Source organism: Microbacterium suwonense (assembly GCF_030296555.1).
Lineage (GTDB): Bacteria > Actinomycetota > Actinomycetes > Actinomycetales > Microbacteriaceae > Microbacterium > Microbacterium suwonense.
Genome location: NZ_AP027728.1, coordinates 2,042,453 through 2,057,311, shown reverse-complemented (window position 1 = coordinate 2,057,311; position 14,859 = coordinate 2,042,453). Strand labels below are relative to the sequence as shown.

General features: G+C 67.2%; 13 protein-coding genes, 2 tRNA genes and 1 pseudogene. 9 read left to right on the top strand and 7 right to left on the bottom strand.

Annotated elements, in window-relative coordinates:
• Positions 1–96: 96 nt before the first annotated feature.
• The 6 genes from serS to QUE33_RS10245 all read left to right on the top strand — a co-directional run bounded on the left by serS (position 97) and on the right by QUE33_RS10245 (position 4,114).
• Complete coding sequence (gene serS, locus QUE33_RS10265) at positions 97–1,431, top strand: serine--tRNA ligase (protein ID WP_286299731.1); 1,335 nt, start codon at positions 97–99, stop codon at positions 1,429–1,431.
• Positions 1,428–2,222, top strand: coding sequence for an HAD family hydrolase (locus QUE33_RS10260; protein ID WP_286299728.1), 795 nt, complete (start codon positions 1,428–1,430; stop codon positions 2,220–2,222). Before serS ends, QUE33_RS10260 begins: the two co-directional genes overlap by 4 nt.
• Before the next feature lie 178 nt (positions 2,223–2,400).
• Positions 2,401–2,485 (top strand) — tRNA-Ser (locus tag QUE33_RS10255).
• A 24-nt stretch (positions 2,486–2,509) separates the two neighbouring features.
• Positions 2,510–2,842, top strand: coding sequence for a hypothetical protein (locus QUE33_RS16165; RefSeq protein ID WP_350226447.1), 333 nt, complete (start codon positions 2,510–2,512; stop codon positions 2,840–2,842).
• Positions 2,767–3,756 carry an LCP family protein gene (locus tag QUE33_RS10250; protein WP_350226446.1) on the top strand — a complete coding sequence of 330 codons (990 nt, stop codon included), beginning with the start codon at positions 2,767–2,769 and terminating at the stop codon, positions 3,754–3,756. The genes QUE33_RS16165 and QUE33_RS10250 overlap by 76 nt, the downstream gene beginning before the upstream one ends.
• 61 nt (positions 3,757–3,817) lie before the next feature.
• The gene (locus QUE33_RS10245) at positions 3,818–4,114 is read left to right on the top strand and encodes an antibiotic biosynthesis monooxygenase family protein (protein WP_286299725.1); all 297 of its coding nucleotides are present in this window, start codon (positions 3,818–3,820) and stop codon (positions 4,112–4,114) included.
• A gap of 11 nt (positions 4,115–4,125) precedes the next feature.
• Here the strand turns inward: QUE33_RS10245 and QUE33_RS10240 are convergent, their stop codons facing one another.
• From QUE33_RS10240 to QUE33_RS10225, 4 genes are all read right to left on the bottom strand, one after another.
• Positions 4,126–5,523: a rhamnulokinase gene (locus QUE33_RS10240; RefSeq protein ID WP_286299723.1), complete on the bottom strand. Its 1,398-nt coding sequence runs from the start codon at positions 5,521–5,523 to the stop codon at positions 4,126–4,128.
• 43 nt (positions 5,524–5,566) lie between these two features.
• Positions 5,567–7,603, bottom strand: a complete 2,037-nt coding sequence (locus QUE33_RS10235; protein ID WP_286299722.1) for a bifunctional aldolase/short-chain dehydrogenase — start codon at positions 7,601–7,603, stop codon at positions 5,567–5,569.
• A gap of 108 nt (positions 7,604–7,711) precedes the next feature.
• The gene (gene rhaI / locus QUE33_RS10230; RefSeq protein WP_286299720.1) at positions 7,712–8,875 is read right to left on the bottom strand and encodes an L-rhamnose isomerase; all 1,164 of its coding nucleotides are present in this window, start codon (positions 8,873–8,875) and stop codon (positions 7,712–7,714) included.
• Positions 8,872–9,222 (bottom strand): L-rhamnose mutarotase, encoded by a 351-nt coding sequence (locus QUE33_RS10225; protein ID WP_286299718.1) that lies wholly within the window; start codon positions 9,220–9,222, stop codon positions 8,872–8,874. Before QUE33_RS10225 ends, rhaI begins: the two co-directional genes overlap by 4 nt.
• A 178-nt stretch (positions 9,223–9,400) precedes the next feature.
• On the opposite strand from QUE33_RS10225, the pseudogene QUE33_RS10220 reads away from it, so the two are divergent.
• Together QUE33_RS10220 and QUE33_RS10215 are read left to right on the top strand one after the other, a co-directional pair.
• A pseudogene (locus QUE33_RS10220) lies at positions 9,401–10,401 on the top strand (LacI family DNA-binding transcriptional regulator).
• 73 nt (positions 10,402–10,474) lie between these two features.
• Positions 10,475–10,566, top strand: a tRNA-Ser gene (locus QUE33_RS10215).
• Between the two features lie 770 nt (positions 10,567–11,336).
• Here QUE33_RS10215 and QUE33_RS10210 read toward each other — a convergent pair.
• The gene (locus tag QUE33_RS10210) at positions 11,337–11,846 is read right to left on the bottom strand and encodes an MFS transporter (protein WP_286299714.1); all 510 of its coding nucleotides are present in this window, start codon (positions 11,844–11,846) and stop codon (positions 11,337–11,339) included.
• Between the two features lie 107 nt (positions 11,847–11,953).
• Here QUE33_RS10210 and QUE33_RS10205 point away from each other — a divergent pair, with 107 nt between their 5' ends.
• Positions 11,954–12,442: a MarR family winged helix-turn-helix transcriptional regulator gene (locus tag QUE33_RS10205; protein ID WP_286299712.1), complete on the top strand. Its 489-nt coding sequence runs from the start codon at positions 11,954–11,956 to the stop codon at positions 12,440–12,442.
• 50 nt (positions 12,443–12,492) lie between these two features.
• On the opposite strand, the gene QUE33_RS10200 is transcribed toward QUE33_RS10205, so the two are convergent.
• Complete coding sequence (locus QUE33_RS10200) at positions 12,493–14,166, bottom strand: MDR family MFS transporter (protein WP_286299710.1); 1,674 nt, start codon at positions 14,164–14,166, stop codon at positions 12,493–12,495.
• Positions 14,163–14,672 (bottom strand): TetR family transcriptional regulator, encoded by a 510-nt coding sequence (locus tag QUE33_RS10195; protein WP_286299709.1) that lies wholly within the window; start codon positions 14,670–14,672, stop codon positions 14,163–14,165. The genes QUE33_RS10200 and QUE33_RS10195 overlap by 4 nt, the downstream gene beginning before the upstream one ends.
• Between the last annotated feature and the right edge of the window lie 187 nt (positions 14,673–14,859).

Here is a 14,859-nt window from a genome sequence, read left to right as displayed (position 1 = left end):
CCCTCCCGCCGCGGCCCGCTCGCCCCGCCGAGACCCGCTCGCCCTGCCGAGACCCCGCCAGGAGGGCACGACGGAACCGCTCGGTAGACTTGATGAATGATCGATCTCGCCCTTCTCCGCGACCAGCCTGAGCTCGTCCGCCGCTCGCAGATCGCCCGCGGCAACGCCCCTGAGACCGTGGATGCGGCGATCGAGGCCGACCGATCGCGGCGCGACGCTCTGAACGCGTTCGAGTCGCTGCGTGCCGAGCAGAACGCTTTCGGGAAGACCGTCGCGAAGGCGCCGAAGGACGAGAAGGCGGCGCTGGTCGCGCAGGCCAAGCAGTTGGCCGAGAACGTCAAGAATGCGCAGCAGGCGGCGAACGAGGCGGCGGATGCTGCGGCATCCGCTCTGTCACGCATCGAGAACGTCGTGATCGACGGCGTCCCGTCGGGCGGCGAGGAGAACTTCGTCGAGCTGCGTCGCGTGGGCGAGATCCCGACGTTCGACTTCGCTCCGCGCGATCATCTGGAGATCGGCGAGCTGCTGGGCGCCATCGACATGGAGCGTGGGGCCAAGGTCTCGGGTGCGCGGTTCTACTTTCTGAAGGGGATCGGCGCGCGGCTGGAGATCGCACTGATGAACCTCGCGCTCGACAAGGCGCTGCAGAACGGGTTCACGCCGATGATCGTGCCGACCCTGGTGCGACCGGAGATCATGCAGGGCACCGGATTCCTCGGTGAGCACGCCGACGAGGTGTATCACCTCGACAAGGAGGATCTCTATCTGGTCGGCACCAGCGAGGTGCCCTTGGCCGGCTACCACAAGGACGAGATCGTCGATCTGAGCGATGGCGCGCTGCGCTACGCGGGCTGGTCCACGTGCTATCGCAGCGAGGCCGGCTCGCACGGCAAGGACACCCGCGGCATCATCCGGGTGCACCAGTTCAACAAGCTGGAGATGTTCGTGTACACGACGCCGGAGGATGCCGAGGCCGAGCACGAGCGCCTGGTCGCCCTGCAGGAGCAGATGCTCACCGCGCTCGGGCTGTCATACCGGGTGATCGATGTCGCCGCGGGAGACCTGGGCTCCAGCGCGGCGCGCAAGTTCGACATCGAGGCGTGGGTGCCCACGCAGGATGCCTTCCGAGAGTTGACGTCGACCTCCAACTGCACCACGTACCAGGCCCGCCGACTGGACGTGCGCTACCGCCCCGAGGAGGGCGCGAAGACGACCAACGTGGCCACGCTGAACGGCACGCTGGCCACCACGCGTTGGATCGTCGCGCTGCTGGAAACGCACCAGCAGGCGGACGGCTCGGTCGTGGTGCCCGAGGTGCTGCGTCCGTACCTGGGCGGCATCGAGGTGCTGCGTCCGCTCGGCTGGGTGGACCCCGATCAGGCGGATGCTGACGAGCCGGCCCCCGCGGCCGACGCGCAGGTTGCGGAGTGACCGCCCTCGGCCTGGTCGGCCTGGACATCGACGGCACCATCCTGCTGCAGGACGAGACACTGAGCCCGGGCGTACTGGAAGCCGTGGCCGACGTACGCGACGCCGGATACGAGGTCATGCTCGCCACCGGGCGAAGCTGGGCCGGCACGCGGCGCTACATCGAAGAGCTCGGCCTGACGGCGGAGTTCGCGGTGTGCTCGAACGGCGCCGTGATCATGCGCCGGGTCGATGGTGAATGGCAGCGCTGGCATGTCGAGGTGTTCGACTCTGCGCCGGTGCTGGCGCTGCTGCGCGACCGGCTGCCCGAGGCGCGGTACATGGTCGAGCTGGAGTCGGGTCAGCGGCTGTACACCGCGGTGCTGGACGACTGGACGCTCGACGGCGGCCGTGAGGTGGAGTTCGAGGAACTGGTCTCGCAGCCGGTCTCACGCGTGGTGGTGGTCTCACCGTCCCACGACGAGGCGGATTTCCAGCAGCTGGTCGCCGAAGTGGGGCTGAACGAGGTCTCTTACGCGATCGGCTGGACCGCCTGGCTGGACATCGCGCCGCGCGGCGTCGACAAGGGCACTGCCCTCGAGCGGGTGCGCGCCGAACTCGGCACAGCGGGACGGGAAGTGTTCGTCGCGGGCGACGGCCGCAACGACCTCGGCATGTTCGCCTGGGCGCTCGCCGGTGGCGGCCGGGCGGTGGCGATGGGCCAGGCCCCTGACGAGGTGAAGGCGGCAGCAGGCGAAGAGACCGCGGTCGTGGATGACGGGGGACTGGCGATCGCGCTGCGCACGTTGCTCTGAGGCATCCGCTCCGTGCATCCGTCCTGAGCATCAGTCCGCCGGCCTCGACGCTCTGGCGAGAACCTGGGTAATCCAGGTCTTCCCCAGGTGAGAACGCGAGAATAGGACGTCGGCGAGTTCGGCACGTCCGCGGAACCGATAGACTCGACGCCTGATCCTCAGGCGTGAGCCGGGGTCGGGAGGGTTGTCCGAGCGGCCGATGGAGCTGGTCTTGAAAACCAGTGGGCAGAGATGTCCCGTGGGTTCGAATCCCACACCCTCCGCAGCATTGTTCCGAAAGGCACCGAGTGAGCGAGTCCCGCAGACGACGCCAGCCCGTCGCACGTCACGGTCAGTTGCGCTCGCCCGGCGCGACCGGTCAGCTGCTGAAGCTGATCGGCATCGCGATGGCCGTCGTGCTGGTCAGCGGACTCGGCGTGGCGGGATTCGTGGTGGGCGGCCTGCTCGGCACGGTCAGCGCCAACGCCGTCGAGCTCGATGGTCAGAAGGAGCTCCTCCCGACATCGCCGCCTGGGAGGGCGGTTTCAACATCCTGCTCACCGGTGTGGACACCTGCGAGCCGAAGTACGCGCACCTGTTCAAAGAGCGCTGCACCGGCCCGGACTCGCACGGCACCCTGAACGACGTCAACCTTCTCGTGCATGTCTCGGCGGAGCCGCGCCGGGTCACCGCGGTGAGCTTTCCGCGCGATCTGATGATCCCGATCCCGGCCTGCACCGACATCAACAACCGCACGTACTCCGCCATGAGCAAGCAGCCGCTCAACGTCGCCTACGAGCACGGCGGCGAGAAGGGCGGCCTGAACTGCGTCGCCAAGACCATCCATGACCTCACCGGCGAGGACATCGACTTCGCCGCGAAGGTCACCTTCGGCGGGGTCATCGAGATCACGGATGCCATCGGCGGCGTCGACGTGTGCCTGGCGAACCCGATCCGTGATCGCTTCACGGGTCTGGACATGGCGGCCGGCGATCACACGATCAAGGGGCTCGAGGCGCTGCAGTTCCTGCGCACCCGCCACGGGGTCGGCGACGGCAGCGACCTGGGGCGCATCGGCAACCAGCAGCAGTACATGTCGAGCCTGGTGCGCAAGCTGATCAGCGGCGAGGTGCTCGGCAACGTGGGCACCATGCTCAAGCTCGCCGACACCGGGCTGAACAACCTCGAGGCCTCGACGTCGCTCGCCAACCCGATGACCATCGCACAGATCGCCCTGGCAGTGAAGGACGTGCCGTTCGAGGACATCGTCTTCGTGCAGTACCCGACCTACGAGGATCCTGCGGATCGCAACAAGGTCGTGCCGAACACCTCGGCCGCGACCGCCCTGTGGGACGCCATCACCGCCAACAAGCAGCTCGTCATCACGCACGAGAACACCAAGAACGACGGCGTCGTGGTGAAGGATCCCGAGCCCGGCGCGACCACCGAGCCGACGCCGACCCAGACCCCGGGAGACGTCGTCGAGCTGCCGTCGTCGATCAAGGGCACCTCGGCGGCCGTCACCACCTGCTCGAACGGGAACGTGCGGCGCTGAGCCTCGACCCACGAGTTAGGATTGCCTTACTTCCGTATCGTCTCTTGTGAGTGAGGTTCCCATGGCGTTCGTCAGCATCACCGCTCTGAGCTTCCCATCCGGAGCCGAGGCCGAGATCGAACGTCGCTTCACCGCCCGCAAGCGCGCGGTGGATCGTGCGGAGGGCTTCCAGGACTTCGAGCTGCTCCGCCCGGCATTCGGCGAAGACCGCTACTTCGTCGTCACCCGCTGGGACTCTCGCGAGGCATACGAGGCCTGGTCGACAGCACGGGTAGCCGCCGACCACGGCGACGATCAGCGGCGTGGCATGCAGGTGGACAAGCTCGGGTTCGAGGTCGTCCCGCTCGCCGAGGCTTGAGCGCCTCCCGCTCAGCGCGGTCGGTAGCTCACAGGCTCGTGCGTGCGCGAGATCAGCCGGCGCAGCTCTTCGAGCGTGGCGGGAGCTGCACCGCGTGCACGTGCCTGTACCAGCACATTGCCCAGTGCCGTCGCCTCCACCGGGCCCGCCAGCACCGGGAGTCCGGAGCGGTCGGCGGTGGCCTGGCAGAGCAGGCTGTTCAGTGAGCCGCCGCCGACGAGGTGGATGCTGTCGATGTCGCGCTGCGACAGTGCGGACGCTGCCTGCACCGCATCCGCGAAGGCTGCGGCGATCGACTCGACGATGCTGCGGGTGAACGCCGGTCGTCCGGTGGGTGCGCGGTCGCCGAGCAGCGCGGCGATGCGCGCGGGCATGTCGCCGGGGGCGCTGAGGGTGGGGTCGTTCGCGTCGAACAGCGGCACCTCCGCGCCGGTCTCCGCCGCATCCGAGAGCAGCCGTGGCAGGTCGATGACCGTGCCGTCCTCGGCCTCCCAGGCGCGCACGGTCTCGCTGAGCAGCCAGAGCCCGGCGACGTTGTGCAGGAATCGTATGCGACCGTCCACGCCCAGCTCGTTGGTGAAGTTCGCCTGGCGTGCGGCATCCGTCACCACCGGGTCCGCCAGCTCCAGCCCGACCAGCCCCCACGTTCCGCAGGAGATATAGGCGGAGTTCGCGGAGGTGAGCGGGGTGGCGACGACGGCGGATGCCGTGTCGTGCGAGCCGACGGCGATCACGGGAAGGTCGGCACCGATGCGCGCGGCGAGCTCGGGACGCAGCGTGCCGATCACCGTGCCGGGATCGACCAATTCCGGGAGGACGGATGCCGGGATGCTGAGCCGCTCGACCAGCTCGGTGTCCCACTCCGAGGTGTGCACGTCGAGCAGGCCGGTCGTCGACGCGTTCGTGCGCTCGGCGACCTGCCGCCCGGTGAGCAGATACGCGATCAGATCGGGGATCAGCAGCGCGGCATCCGCGTCGACCAGCCGCGGGTCCACCCGGTACTGGTACAGGGTGTTGAACGGCAGGAACTGCAGGCCGTTGCGGCGGTACAGTTCGGCGAAGGGCACGATCCCGTGCACCTGCTCCACCCCGGGCGCGGTGCGCTCGTCACGGTAGTGGAAGGGCTCGGCGAGCAGCGCGCCGCCGTGCAGCAGCCCGTAGTCGACCGCCCAGGAGTCGATGCCGATGCTCTCGATCGCCGGCTCACGGCGCACGGCATCTGCCAGCCCGGCGACGATGTTCTCGAACAGCGCGTCGAAGTGCCAGTGCAGTCCGTCCGACCGCTCGACCGGCCCGTTCGGGAAGCGCCGCACGAGCTCGAGGTCGACCCGTCCGTCGGCGAGCCGCTCGATCATGACCCGCCCGCTGGTGGCCCCGAGGTCGACGGCAGCGAAGGCACGCGCCGTCATGATCGGCATCCGTCCGCAGCCGGTACCGGCGCTCGTCGAACGGTCATCGCAGGAACGCCGCCGCGACGCCGGAGTCGACCGGGATGTGCAGGCCGGTGGTGCGGGACAGCTCCGGACCGGTGAGCACGTATACGGCATCGGCGACGTTCTCGGGCACGACCTCGCGCTTGAGGATGGTGCGGTTGGCGTAGAACTGACCCAGATCCTCTTCCTTCACGCCGTAGGTGGCGGCGCGGTTGGCGCCCCAGCCCGAAGCGAAGATGCCGGAGCCGCGCACGACGCCGTCGGGGTTGATGCCGTTCACGCGGATGCCGTGCTCGCCGAGCTCCACGGCGAGCAGCCGCACCTGGTGGGCCTGGTCGGCCTTGGTCGCCGAGTACGCGATGTTGTTCGGGCCGGCGAAGACGGAGTTCTTCGAGGAGATGTAGATGATGTCGCCGCCGAGCTTCTGGTCGATGAGCACGCGTGCCGCGGCCTTCGAGACGAGGAACGAACCCTTCGCCATCACGTCGTGCTGCAGGTCCCAGTCCTTCTCGGTGGTCTCCAGCAGCGACTTCGACAACGACAGCCCGGCGTTGTTCACCACGAGGTCGACACCGCCGAACGCGAGCACGGCTTCGTTCAGAGCGGCCTGCACGGCATCCGCGTCTGCGACGTTCGCGCTCACGCCGATCGCGACATCCGTGCTGCCGAGCTCCGCAGCGGCGGCCTGCGCCTTCTCCAGCTCGAGGTCGGCGACGACGACGCAGGCGCCCTCGGCGGCCAGGCGGGTGGCGATGGCCTTGCCGATCCCGGATGCGGCGCCGGTGACGAACGCGATGCGGCCCTGGTGGGACTTCGGCTTCGGCATCCGCTGCAGCTTCGCCTCCTCCAGCGCCCAGTACTCGATGCGGAACTTCTCGGCATCCGAGATGGGGGAGTAGGTCGAGAGCGACTCTGCACCGCGCATGACGTTGATCGCGTTGACGTAGAACTCGCCGGCAACGCGGGCGGTCTGCTTGTTGGCCCCGTAGCTGAACATGCCCACGCCCGGGATCAGCACGATCAGCGGGTCGGCACCGCGGATCGCGGGGCTGTCGTCGGTGGCGTGCGCGTCGTAGTAGGCCTGGTAGTCGGTGCGGTACTCCGCGTGCAGCTCGTGCAGGCGGGCGATCTGCTCGTCCAGGCTCGCCGTGGTGGGCAGGTCGAGGATGAGCGGCTTGACCTTGGTGCGCAGGAAGTGGTCGGGGCAGCTTGTGCCGAGTGCGGCCAGAGCCGGTGCCTTCTCGGATGCCAGGAACTCCAGCACCACGTCGGAGTCGGTGAAGTGCCCGACCATGGGCTTATCGTGCGAGGCGATGCCGCGGATCGTGCCGGCGAGGGCCGCTGCACGGGCCCGGCGCTCGGCATCCGGAAGCGCCTCGAAGCCGGAACGGATGCCGCCGAAGGGGTCGGCACTGCCGTGCTCGACGATGTAGGCCGCGGCGGTGTCGATGATCCACAGCGAGTTCGCCTCGGACTCCTCGCTGGTGTCGCCCCACGCGGTGATGCCGTGCCCGCCGAGGATGCAGCCGATCGCCTGCGGGTGCTCGGCCTTGATCTTCGCGATGTCCAGGCCCAGCTGGAAACCGGGACGGCGCCAGGGCACCCACACGACCTTGTCGCCGAAGATCTTTGCCGTCAGCTCGGGCCCGTCGGCGGCGGTCGCGATCGCGATGCCGGAGTCCGGATGCAGGTGGTCGACGTGCGCGGCGTCCACGAGCCCGTGCATGGCGGTGTCGATCGACGGAGCTGCACCGCCCTTGCCGTGCAGGCAGTAGTCGAAGGCTGCGACCATCTCGTCCTCGCGGTCGACGCCGGGGTAGACGTTCACCAGCGAGCGGAACCGGTCCAGCCTCAGCACGGCCAGGCCCTGCTCGGTGAGGGTGCCGAGGTCGCCACCGGAGCCCTTGACCCACAGCAGCTCGACGGGCTGGCCCGTGACCGGATCGGTCTCGGTGCCCTTGGCGGACGTGTTGCCGCCGGCGTAGTTGGTGTTCTTCGGGTCGGCGCCCAGTCGGTTCGAGCGCGCGATCAGGGCGGCGGCGGTGGGGTTGGTCATGTCTGCGGTGTCCTCAGGTCGTGTTCTCGGTCGTACAGCCCGTCTATATGGCGCCCGTGCACGGTTCTCGGCCCGAAACCGTGCATCCGTGCCATATAGCCGGGTGGGTCAAGCGCCCCAGCCGGCCTGGGTGCCGCCGACGCGTTCGGCGGCGATCTGGGCGAGGTAGCCGGATGCTGCGAAGGCAGCCATCGGGTCGGCGGGGAGCCCGCGGCGCTCGCGCCATTCCGCGAGCGCGGGGCGGACGTCGGTGTAGAACGCGTCCATGAAGACGGCGTTGGCGCCGAGCACGTCGTTCGCGGACTGTGCGGCCGCGAGGGCCTCGCGGTCGACGAGCAGTGCGCGGGCGGTCATCTCCTGCACGTTCAGCACGGAGCGGATCTGGCCGGGGATCTTGTCCTCGATGTTGTGGCACTGGTCGAGCATGAACGCGACGTCTGGGTTGTTCAGGCCGCCGCCGCGGACCACCTCGAAGAGGATGCGGAACAGCTGGAACGGGTCGGCGGCTCCGACGATGAGGTCGTCGTCGGCGTAGAAGCGCGAGTTGAAATCGAACGAGCCGAGCTTGCCCAGGCGCAGCAGTTGCATGACGATGAACTCGATGTTCGTCCCTGGGGCGTGGTGGCCGGTGTCCAGGCACACCATCGCCTTCTCGCCCAGCGCGGCCACCTGCGTGTAGCTGGTGCCCCAGTCGGGGACGTCGGTGTGGTAGAACGACGGCTCGAAGAACTTGTACTCCAGCACCAGACGCTGGTCGTCGCCGAGGGCCGCGTAGATGGTCGAGAGCGATTCGTGCAGGCGGTCCTGGCGGGCGCGCATGTCGGCCTGGCCGGGGTAGTTGGACCCCTCGGCCAGCCAGATCTTCAGGTCGCGGGAGCCGGTGGCGTCCATCACCTCGATGCACTCGAGGTGATGGTCGATCGCCTTGCGGCGCACCGCCGCGTCTTCATGCGTGAGCGCGCCGAACTTGTAGTCCTCGTCCTGGAAGGTGTTCGAGTTGATGGTGCCCAGGCGCACGCCCAGATCCTCGGCATGCTTGCGCAGGTCGCCGAAGTCGCACATGTCCCACGGGATGTGCAGGGCCACGCTCGGGGCGAGGGCCGTGTGCTTGTGCACCTGCGCGGCGTCGGAGATCTTCTCGAAGGGGTCGCGCGGGGTGCCCGGGGTGCCGAACACCCGGAAGCGGGTGCCGGAGTTGCCGAAGGCCCACGAGGGCAGTTCGATGGACTGCTTCTCGAGTTCGGTCAGGATCTCGGGGGTGAGGATGCTCATGATTCGGTGCTTTCTGCTGCAGCCAGCTGGGTTTCGAGGTGGAAGACTTCGGTGAGCGGGGTGGCCGCCTGGTCGGCGCGGCCGTCGAGGCCGACGAAGAAGCGGCTCATCTCGGCCTCCCAGCGGGCGGCGACCTCGGATGCCGCGAGGTAGGCCTGAGAGGCGGCATCGTCGTCGGTCTCATAGCTGCCGAAGAGCACGCCGCCGGGTGCGAGGAAGAGCGAGTAGTTCCGGCGACCGGATGCTGCGATCTCGGCGAGCATCTCGGGCCACACCGTCGAGTGGCGAGCGAGGTACTCGTCGAGCAGTTCGGGGCGCACCTGCAGCTGGAAGGCGATGCGGGTCATAGCTTTCCCAATCAAGATGTCAATATGATTGAATCGTTTCATCTAAAGTAGGCGAAACTGAAACACCTTGTCAAGCGTCCGACCGACCCGAGTGGACAGGGCCTCGCGTCGATTGGAATGAGAAGGTGGAGTCTGCGCCCGTCTCATTCCGGGCAGGCAGCGTGGAGAGGAAACCTGCATGGCAGTGGGCGTGAAGGACGTCGCGGCGGCGGCCGGTGTGTCGGTCGGCACTGTGTCGAATGTGCTCAACCGGCCTGATCGCGTCTCCGCGCGCACCGTCGAGCGCGTGCAGAAGGCGATCCGCGATCTCGGATTCGTGCGCAACGATGCGGCCCGCCAGCTGCGCGCCGGCCGCAGTCGCAGCATCGGGTTGATCGTTCCCGACATCGGCAACCCGTTCTTCGCGGAGGTCGCGCGGGGCGCGGAGGATCGCGCGGCGGATGCCGGGATGACCGTGCTGCTCGGCAACAGCGACGAGAGCGATGCCAGGCAGGAGGCGCACCTGGCGCTGTTCCAGGAGCAGCGGGTGAACGGGGTGCTGCTGACCCCGGCATCCGGTGACCTCGCGTCACTGCAGCGGTTCACGGATGCCGGCATGCCGGTCGTGCTCGTGGACCACGAGGTCGCCGAAGCGGAATTCCCCTCGGTGTCGGTCGACGATGTGGAGGGCGGGCGGCTCGCCGTCGCGCATCTGCTGAAGACCGGACGCCGCCGGATCGCGTTTGTGAGCGGACCTCGGTCGGTACGGCAGGTGGCACAGCGCCTGCGGGGGCGGAGCTGGCCGTCGCCGAGGTGCAGGACGCGACGCTCGAGGTCGTCGAGCGGGCGTCGCTGACCGTGCTGCAGGGGCGCGCGGCGGGGGAACAGCTGGCGGCGCGCGCCGCCGAGGACCGACCGGATGCCGTGTTCGCTGCGAACGATCTGCTCGCGGTCGGACTGCTGCAGGCGTTCAGCTTCGGCTCCGGCATCCGCGTTCCCGGCGATATCGCGCTGGTCGGCTACGACGATATCGACTTCGCCTCGGCCACGGTCGTACCGCTCAGCTCGGTGCATCAACCGGCACGCCTGTTGGGTTGGATGGGTGTGGATCTGCTGCTGAAAGAGCTCGACGGAGGGGACCACGACCGCCGTGTGCGCTTCCGGCCAGAGCTGGTCATGCGCGACTCCAGCAGCGGCTGATCCCGATTCGTTCCAGCCCCGCGCACCCGTTATGATTGCAGGACGGATCTGTGCTCTCATGAGTCGGAATCCTGGAGACGTCGCATAGTCAGGCCTAGTGCACCACCCTGCTAAGGTGGAGTCCCCTCACGGGGACCGAGGGTTCAAATCCCTCCGTCTCCGCCATAAAAATCCTGGTCAGACGCTAAATTCCGAAGCCCGGCCGGTCGCTCAGATCGCTCGCTTGGGTCGATTTTGGGTCCCAAGTGTACGTGGAGTGTACGCGATTCTGAGAGCTGCTCTCTGCGGCGGCCGATCTGTTGACGAAATCCCGGCGTTGTCCCTCGCCCAGAATGTGCGCGTACGTCGTGAGAACCGTCCGCGCCTCGTCTCCGAGATACTCGGCCACCTCGTTGACTGGAGTGCCCAATCTCAGCCACGTCGATGCCGCGAAATGCCGAAGCGCGTGTCGACGGAACCCGAGCGGGAACTTGCGAACAAGGTTCGCGGATAGTTGGTGGCGATTGGTCTCGCTTCGGGGTTGGCCGCAGTTCTTCCTGGAGCGCTCGTGGACTCAGGGTTGCCACTCTGGGCGATGTGGACCCTGGTCGGCGGACTCGCCGTGGTTTCGGCGCTCGCGATGCTCGCTGCGGAGTGGATCTCACCGATTTATCAGGCCAATCAGGCACAGCCGATGCACTAGCGCCATTTATTGACATTCATATGCATCATCCGGGTTAATGGCCCTATTCACATCTCAATGTTGAGGGGACTCGAATGCGCTATCTACCCACTGTCGCGACTACTGGCCGGCGAGCCCAGAAAGTTCTCGGAAATAGGAACCCGACGGACAGGAGAACACGAGGCGACCCGTGCCACGCCCCCGGACAGTGCGGCTACAGTGAGCGAGAGCCCGACGGCGGCAATTGAGGCGCACCAGATTCCCACGGCGATCGTCAGGGTGACACCTGGCGCTGCACCTTGCCGATCCATCCACTCACGAGACCGGCGATGGCGAACAACATGGCGATGATGTCGACCGTGAACGCCGTCAGCAGCACAGGTTTGCCGCCGAGGAAACGCATCCCGTCCATGACCGCGCCGATGCCGGCCCGGCCCGTCGCTGCGGCTCGCGGCAGGGTCAGTAGCCGGAAGACGGCATAGAGCGCGACGGTAAACAGCAGCGCATCGATCCCGTAGGCGTAGACGAACCCGTTCGGGAGCATGATCAGTGGGCCGAGAACCTGTCCAACCTTGCTGACAGTGTACGTGATCGCTTTAGCGGCCGGGATCAACTCGACCGGCACGAGCGCGGGGATGATCGCGCCGCGAACCGAGGCAGAAGTCGCGAAACCGGCGGATTGGACAGCGACCACCACCAGGATCGGCCCGACCGACTCGAGGCCAAGCACAGACTGTGTCAGGAGAGCGAACGTTCCGGACCAGGTCAGGGCGGACGAGCACAAGTACAGAATCCGTCTGTCGACCGTGTCAGCGAGGGCGCTGCCCTAGAGTCCGCAGCAGACCCGTGTCAAGCCCATGATCTTTTACATGCTGGGAGATACTGGAATGCATGGATAGCTCGGCGAATTTCACTTTCGTGCCGGAATCGCACGGATCACATGCCGACGCGACGCAGCGCCTCGACGACGCGCTTGCGGACTTCGTGGCAGGTGTGCGCCGCATGTATGCAGACGCCGCGGGACAGGTCGCTCCGGGTCTCCCGCCTTCGGCCTACAAACTGCTGTTGACGATCTCACGGATCGGCCCCGTGAGTCTGTCGACACTGGTCGAACGCTTTGCTTCGGACAAGGGTCAGATGAGCCGGCAGGTCAGAGATCTCGAAACGCTCGGCCTCGTGGAACGTACAGCCGACTCGAGCGATGGTCGGATCCGGCTGATTGCAATGACCCCGCTCGGTATCGCCCGGATGACGGCAGCCCGCGCCCCTTACCGGCAACAGCTCGCCGCGGTGCTCTCGGATCGCTCGCCCGAGTCGATCAGTGATCTTGCGGAGCTGCTGCAGGCACTCACCAGGCGCGGGATCACCCCGCCCCACTGATACGGCGACGGGGGTGGTGCAGGGCAGATACTGCCGTGCACCACCCCCGTTCAGTTCTCAGCGATCTGCCGGAGGCGCGGTCGCTGAACCTGCGTCGTCCCCGCCCCGGCGGGCGCAACTGACTCTTCCAGCCCGTCTAGCAGTTCCTCGTCTGCGATCAGCTGGCCCTCGGCGAGGGATTCCGGGATGATCTCGGCGTTGATCTCGGTGGCGAGCGGCTTCTCCTTCACGAAGCACAGCAGCACGGCGGTGATGACGGCCAGAGGCACCATGTAGATGAAGATCGGGATGAGCGCCTCGTTGTAGGACTCGACGATGAGGTTGCGGATGGGTTCCGGCAGGGACTTGATCAGTTCCGGGGTCAGCGAGTTCGCGCCGTCGGAGGGGCCGGCCCCGCCGCTGGGCAGCTTCTCGGTGATCAGCGACGTGAGCCGGGTGGCGAAGATCGAACCGACGACGGCGGAGCCGAGGCTGCTGCCGACCTGACGGAAGTAGTTGTTCGCCGCGGTCGCGGTGCCGACCATCTTGTGCGGGAAGGAGTTCTGCACGACGAGGGTGAGGATCTGCATGCTCGTGCCGAGCCCGACGCCCATCACGGCCATGTAGACGCAGATCAGGGCGACCGGGGTGTCGACCTGCACGGTCGCGAGCATTCCGACGCCGAGGGCGACGATGACCGTGCCCACGATCGGGAGCAGCTTGTACTTCCCGGTCTTCGAGATCACCGCACCGGTGACGATGGAGGTGAGCAGCAGCGCCGCCATCATCGGGATCATGAGCAGGCCCGCCGCCGTCGCGCTCGCCCCGACCGCCATCTGGAAGTAGGTGGGGAGGTAGCCGACGGCACCGAACATCGCGACCGCGATGAGCAGGCCCGCGATCGTGGTCACGTTGAAGTTCCGGTCCTTGAACAGGCTCAGCGGCATGACCGGCTCAGAAGCGCGGGACTCGACGAGCACGAACAGGGCGCCGACGACGACCGTGGCGATGATCAGCCCGATGATCTGCGGCGACCCCCACTCGTACATCGACCCGCCCCAGGTGCCGACCAGCACCAGCGTCGAGGTCGCGATCGCCAGGAGCATCATACCGAGGTAGTCGATCCTCGGCCGCTCGGTGCGGTTCAGCTTCGGCAGGCGCAGCAGGACGATGGTGGCGACGACGGCCAGGATACCCAGGGGAACGTTCATCCAGAACGCCCACCGCCAGCCGGGCCCTTCGGTGAGCCAGCCGCCGAGCAGCGGGCCCGCGACCGAGGAGACGGCGAACACGCCGCCCATGATGCCCATGTACTTGCCGCGTTCGCGGGCGGGCACGACGTCGGCGATCGCGGCCTGCGAGAGGATCATGAGGCCGCCGCCGCCGAGGCCTTGCACGAGCCGTCCGATGATGAGGGAGTTCATGTCCTGCGCGAGGCCGCCGACGACCGAGCCGGCCACGAAGAGCACGATCGCGGCGATCAGCATCGGCTTGCGACCGACGAGGTCGCTGATCTTGCCGTAGACCGGCATCGTGATCGTGGAGGCGAGCATGTACGCCGTGATCACCCAGGTCATGTGCTCCACGCCGTGCATCTCGCCGACGATCGTGGGCAGGGCGCTGGAGAGCACCATCTGGCTCAGCGACGCCAGCAGCATCACGATCATCAGGGTGGAGAACAGCAGGAGGATGTTGCGTTTCGCCGTCGCGGCTTCCGCCGACGGCTGGATCTTGGCGTCTGTCATGATGGGTTCTGGATGACCTCTCGGAATAGGGCGGTGGCGGATGTCAGCGACTCGGTCGTGGTCCCGGACCACGCGCTGGGGTTCTTGACGAAGGCAAAACGGACCACGGTGCCGGCGACCATCCGCAGCGCGGTTGCGGCATCGTGGATGTCCTGTGCATGCACGTCTTCGTCGATCAGGGTTCGTCTCGTGAGCTCCTCGATCAGGACAGGCTCGATGAGTTCGCCGGCGGTCGTGGAGAAGTGCTTGAGGCGCCCGCGCAGCTCAGGCAGGGTGCGGATGAGCTCGGATCGCCGCTCACCGAGACCGTCGTCGGGAACGGCGGTGCGGATGACCTCCATCGTGAGTCGCACCGCGCGCTCGAACAGGTCGCCGTCTCCCTCGCGGAACGCTGCGGCCGCATGGTCGGGGACGTGCAGCGGCTGCAGCCCCAGGGCGGCGTCCTCCTTGCTGGGGAAATAGTTGAAGAACGTCCGGGTGGAGATGCCGGCCCGCGCCGCGATCATGTCGACGGTGGAAGCTGTCCAGCCATGCTCGAGGAGGAGCTCAGCGGCGGCGTCATGGATGGCCGCCGCGACTTCGAGGCGTTGTCGTTCTCGGAGACCCAGAGGAGAAGTTTACACCCATGCATTCTATGCTGTGGCGCACCATTTGCACAACTGCAAGAAACGGTCTGCGGCCGCCCTCCCACCA

Coding starts and splice junctions, on each gene's coding strand:
- QUE33_RS10205 (WP_286299712.1), top strand. CDS start 11,954: ATGGATAGCTCGGCGAATTTCACTTTCGTGCCGGAATCGCACGGATCA.
- QUE33_RS10235 (WP_286299722.1), bottom strand. CDS start 7,603: ATGACCAACCCCACCGCCGCCGCCCTGATCGCGCGCTCGAACCGACTG.
- QUE33_RS10200 (WP_286299710.1), bottom strand. CDS start 14,166: ATGACAGACGCCAAGATCCAGCCGTCGGCGGAAGCCGCGACGGCGAAA.
- QUE33_RS10245 (WP_286299725.1), top strand. CDS start 3,818: ATGGCGTTCGTCAGCATCACCGCTCTGAGCTTCCCATCCGGAGCCGAG.
- QUE33_RS10195 (WP_286299709.1), bottom strand. CDS start 14,672: ATGATCGCGGCGCGGGCCGGCATCTCCACCCGGACGTTCTTCAACTAT.
- QUE33_RS10240 (WP_286299723.1), bottom strand. CDS start 5,523: ATGACGGCGCGTGCCTTCGCTGCCGTCGACCTCGGGGCCACCAGCGGG.
- QUE33_RS10225 (WP_286299718.1), bottom strand. CDS start 9,222: ATGACCCGCATCGCCTTCCAGCTGCAGGTGCGCCCCGAACTGCTCGAC.
- serS (WP_286299731.1), top strand. CDS start 97: ATGATCGATCTCGCCCTTCTCCGCGACCAGCCTGAGCTCGTCCGCCGC.
- rhaI (WP_286299720.1), bottom strand. CDS start 8,875: ATGAGCATCCTCACCCCCGAGATCCTGACCGAACTCGAGAAGCAGTCC.